The organism is Sphingobium sp., from assembly GCF_041987595.1.
GTDB lineage: Bacteria > Pseudomonadota > Alphaproteobacteria > Sphingomonadales > Sphingomonadaceae > Sphingobium.
Genome location: NZ_JBHIWJ010000178.1, coordinates 1 through 4,092, shown reverse-complemented (window position 1 = coordinate 4,092; position 4,092 = coordinate 1). Strand labels below are relative to the sequence as shown.

Genomic DNA, 4,092 nt, shown 5'->3' with positions numbered 1-4,092 from the left:
ATCCCGATGACGCCCGACTATCGCTATGTCGCGATCTACAGGATCAACGATCCGGACGCTGCCCATCAAGCATGGAGAGGCGCGGACGCCCTGCTGGCGAACAGCGGCCTGCTCCGGCCCGAGGGGATACGCATCACGCGGTGGGACCGTGCGACACCCCGTCTCACCAAGGACGATGTCCAGCATCCGACCGCCGTCGGCCTGGCGGAAGAAGAACGCGCCCGGGCGCAAATGGGCGACCGGGTACGCACCGGCGGCACGGAAAAGCTGGCGATGAGCTGATCCGTCAGGCGGTCGGGGGGCGATCGACGATGGTGCGCATCCGGCGATAGGCCGGGCGCGCCGCCATCCGCTCGACATAGGCGGCGATGTTCGGATGTCCCTCCACGTCGACGGACATGAACAGCCGCGTGGTAGTGAAAGGAAAAGTCATCATGATGTCGGCTGCCGTGAACCGGTCGCCCGCCATATATGGTTTATGCGAAAGCCGGTCGTCGACAAGTGTCAGCAGGCGCGCCGCATGGGTCCGTCCCGCGACACGGGAGGGGTGATCCTGCGCGATGCCTGCGCGTTCGGCCATGATCTCGGTCACCAGCGCCGGCATCAGGGATGATTCGGCGAAATGGAACCAGAAAAGATAATCAGCATAGTCCGGATCGCCGGGATTGGCGCGGAGCGTGCCCTTCCCTTGCGTCGTGGCGAGATATTCCATGACCGCCCCGCTCTCGGCGATCCGACGCCCATCGGCCTCGATCACGGGTGAAGAACCCAGCGGATGCAATGCCTTATAGGCGGGCTCCGCCGCGAGCGTTTCCAGCCGCGCATAGAAGCGGATGTCATAGGGCCACTCCACTTCCTCCATCAGCCAAACCGCGCGTTCGGAGCGGGACCTGTTAAGTTGAAAGATGGTGATGCTCATGAAGGGCTCTCCGCTTGAGGGGCGCCATAGATGCGCCGCTTATCAATTCCGCCAAACCTATCTTTATCTAGGTATCGCGGAGCGTCCGCCGTGGCAGCGTCCCGCTGCGGCGGAAGCCCAGCGGTCCCGCATCCATGAGAGACAGGAGAGAAGATGCCCATGACGGATTTATCGGGACGCGTCGCTATCGTCACCGGATCGGGCGCCAATATCGGGGAAGCCTGCGCACGAGCCCTGGCAAAGGCCGGCGCGGCAGTTATCCTGGCGGATATCGCGGTCGAGCGGGCAGAGGTCGTCGCCCGATCTATCCAGGCTTCGGGCGGACAGGCGACGGGGATGTTCCTCGATCTTGCGCAAGAGGACAGTATCACGGCGCTGGTCGAGGATGTGATGCGGCAGCACCAGCGCATCGACATCCTTCACAACAATGCCGCCGATACGCGGCTGGAGCAGATGGCGGCAGATGGCTCGCTTCTCGATCTCGATGCCGCGACCTGGGATCGCGCCTTCCACATCAATGCCAGGGGCACGATGCTGATGATCAAGGCGGTCGCTCCGCACATGATTTCAGGCGGCGGCGGTTCCATCATCAACACTTCGACGGGTGTGGCATTGACCGGCGACATCAACAATCCTTCCTATTCCGCGTCCAAGGCGGCTGTGAACGCCCTGACCCGCAATGCCGCCGTGCAGTTCGGCCGGTTCAATATCCGGGTCAATGCGGTCGCGCCGGGCCTCGTGCTCTCCCCCCTTGCCCGGGAGATGATGACCGCCGATCAGATCGCCATGGTCCAGCGGCATGTCCTTCTGCCGCGCGAGAGCGTGCCGGAGGATATTGCCGGCGCGGTGCTGTTCCTGGCATCGGATGGCGCGGCCTTCATCACCGGGCAGGTGATCGGGGTAGACGGCGGTATCGTTAACCACACGCCCTATGTCGCAGATATGCTGGAAAGCATGAACCGGGCGCACTGACCGGAAAGAGGGCGGGATGGGCATATTCACGCATGTCTGCCTTGGCAGCAACGATCTGGGACGGTCCGCCCGTTTCTACGATGCGGTGCTTGCGCCGTTGGGGATCGTCAATCTTGGCCCGTTTCTGGATCAGGGCATCGGCTATGGGAGACGGGTGCCCGAATTGCTTATCCTGCGCCCGCTCCACGGTCGGGCGACATGCGCCAACGGTGCGACTTTGGGATTGAAGGCGCCGGATCGCCGCGCGGTCGATCATTTTCATCGCGCGGGTCTGGCCGCGGGCGGCAAGGATGCCGGGCCGCCCGGTCCGCGCGGAGCGGTGCCCCATGCCTATGGCGCCTATCTGCTGGACCCCGATGACAACAAGATCTGCGCCTACTGCTTCGACCCGCCATAGGCGCACAGCTATCGATAGTCGGGCGCCCGGCGCTCATCAGGGAAACAGGAGGATATGGAATGGTGGGATCATTGGAGGGGCGCGTGGCGATCGTGACGGGCGCGGCGCAGGGCATCGGACGGGAGGTGGCGACAGTGCTGTCGGAGCGCGGCGCGACCGTGATTCTGGCGGACATATTGGCAGATCGGGTGGAGGCGGCGGCGGATTCGCTGCGCGGCAAGGGTCTTCGTGCCGAGGCGGAGACGTTCGACCTGACCGATGAGGACAGCGTCTGCGCTGCGGTCGCGCGGATCGCTGGCCGGCACGGGCGGATCGACATCATCCACAATAACGCCGCCTATCAGACGATCGAGCAGCGCGCCCTCGACCGCGATGTCGTCCATCTCGACACCGGCGCCTGGGACAAGGCCTTTGCCGTCAATGCGCGGGGGCCTATGCTGCTGTGCAAACATGCGCTGCCGGCCATGATCGCGGGGGGCGGTGGTTCGCTCATCCATTCCGCATCCGGTTTCGGCCTGCTGGGTGAAATGACGCTGACGGCCTATGGCGCGTCCAAGGCGGCGCTTATTAATCTCAGCCGCTTTCTCGCGACCCAATATGGCAAGCAGGGAATCCGGTCCAATGTGATCGCCATCGGCTTCGTCCTCAGTGATACGGCCGTCGAAACCACACCGCAGGCGGTCAAGGACGTACTGCGCGACCATCATCTCAATCCCGACCTCGGCAGCCCTCGCGATATCGCCCATGTCGTTGCCTTTCTGGCCTCGGACGAGTCCCGCTTCATCAACGGCGCGATGATCCCGGTGGACGGCGGCTTTACCGCGCATCAGCCCACAATGGTCGATTTCCAACGCCTGTTCGAGGCATCGGGGAGCAATCAGTTGTAGCCGACCAGCGCGCCGTCATAGCAGCGCGTCGACAAGCTTCGCGGTTTCGAGATCTTCATAGGCGGTGGTCAGCCGCAGATGATTCATGACGTTGATCTCCCAGCCATAATTGACGACGGGCGTCGTCAGCCAGCCGATATAGACGCCCCATATCAGGGTCCGCCGATATTCTTCCCAGGCACTGTCGAAGGCGGGAGGGCGCGCCACGCCTTCCTGTCCCAGGCGGTCCAGATAATAGCCCAGAAGATCGCGCTCATGCGCCCGCCGGTCCGCGATGGAAAGGCCGGTGGTCACGATATAGTTGACGTCGTGCATCGCGTAACCGCGCACCATGAGCTGCCAGTCGAGCAGGCCCGCTGTTCCGTCGGGCAGGCGGTAGCTGTTGCCGAGATGAGTGTCGCCATGCAGCAGCGTCTGGGGCAGGGTCGATTGATGCCGCTGGACCGCCTGCACGCCGGCAAGCAGCCGGTCCGGCGTCGTGCGCAGCCGCTGCACCATCTCCCGTTTGAAATTTTCGGTCTCGACCTCATGCGCGATATAGGCGGGCGCCAGTTCATTCATCATCGTTGCGACCGCGCCTTCGACATGCGTTTCGACCCAGGCCAGATCCGCGCTGAAGCGGGGCGACTCCCAGAAGCGGGCGTGCAGCCGGGCCAGTTGATCCAGCAGGGAGCGCACATCATCCGGCCCGGTCCGCACGGTCGTATTCGGGAAGGTCGCGCCCCGCACGCTCAGCTCTTCGAGCAACAGGCCGAAATGCGTGGTGGACGGATTGAAGTCGCCACCGAAACAGCGCGGCGCTTCCATCGCGAGTTCCGGCCGGATTCCCCGGTAGAAGGCCACTTCATTGGCGTAGAAGGGCGCCATGATCTCATCGACCGCCCGGGTCAGCTTGAGCACCAGGCGGTTGGGCAGGT

At 63.8% G+C, this 4,092-nt stretch carries 5 protein-coding genes and 1 pseudogene; 4 read left to right on the top strand and 2 right to left on the bottom strand.

Features of this window, described 5'->3' with window-relative positions; all coding sequences use genetic code 11:
- Positions 1 to 282: pseudogene (locus tag ACFC3J_RS22340) on the top strand (hypothetical protein); the annotation flags it as partial.
- A 4-nt stretch (positions 283 to 286) separates the two neighbouring features.
- On the opposite strand, the gene ACFC3J_RS22335 reads toward ACFC3J_RS22340, so the two are convergent.
- Positions 287 to 919, bottom strand: a complete 633-nt coding sequence (locus ACFC3J_RS22335) for a glutathione S-transferase family protein (RefSeq protein WP_222886158.1) — start codon at positions 917 to 919, stop codon at positions 287 to 289.
- A 159-nt stretch (positions 920 to 1,078) separates the two neighbouring features.
- On the opposite strand from ACFC3J_RS22335, the gene ACFC3J_RS22330 reads away from it, so the two are divergent.
- From ACFC3J_RS22330 to ACFC3J_RS22320, 3 genes are read left to right on the top strand one after another with little or no spacing between them, the layout of a single operon-like run.
- Positions 1,079 to 1,891, top strand: a complete 813-nt coding sequence (locus ACFC3J_RS22330; protein ID WP_226869983.1) for an SDR family NAD(P)-dependent oxidoreductase — start codon at positions 1,079 to 1,081, stop codon at positions 1,889 to 1,891.
- A 16-nt stretch (positions 1,892 to 1,907) separates the two neighbouring features.
- Positions 1,908 to 2,288, top strand: coding sequence for a VOC family protein (locus tag ACFC3J_RS22325; protein ID WP_066563076.1), 381 nt, complete (start codon positions 1,908 to 1,910; stop codon positions 2,286 to 2,288).
- A 59-nt stretch (positions 2,289 to 2,347) separates the two neighbouring features.
- The gene (locus ACFC3J_RS22320) at positions 2,348 to 3,175 is read left to right on the top strand and encodes an SDR family NAD(P)-dependent oxidoreductase (RefSeq protein WP_066563074.1); all 828 of its coding nucleotides are present in this window, start codon (positions 2,348 to 2,350) and stop codon (positions 3,173 to 3,175) included.
- Between the two features lie 15 nt (positions 3,176 to 3,190).
- Here ACFC3J_RS22320 and ACFC3J_RS22315 read toward each other — a convergent pair.
- Positions 3,191 to 4,092: phosphotransferase (locus ACFC3J_RS22315; protein WP_375198132.1), on the bottom strand; the 902-nt coding region annotated here is incomplete at its 5' end.

Excerpts from the sequence above, each read along its gene's own strand:
- ACFC3J_RS22335 (WP_222886158.1), bottom strand. The coding sequence starts at position 919 with ATGAGCATCACCATCTTTCAACTTAACAGGTCCCGCTCCGAACGCGCG.
- ACFC3J_RS22330 (WP_226869983.1), top strand. The coding sequence starts at position 1,079 with ATGACGGATTTATCGGGACGCGTCGCTATCGTCACCGGATCGGGCGCC.
- ACFC3J_RS22320 (WP_066563074.1), top strand. The coding sequence starts at position 2,348 with ATGGTGGGATCATTGGAGGGGCGCGTGGCGATCGTGACGGGCGCGGCG.
- ACFC3J_RS22325 (WP_066563076.1), top strand. The coding sequence starts at position 1,908 with ATGGGCATATTCACGCATGTCTGCCTTGGCAGCAACGATCTGGGACGG.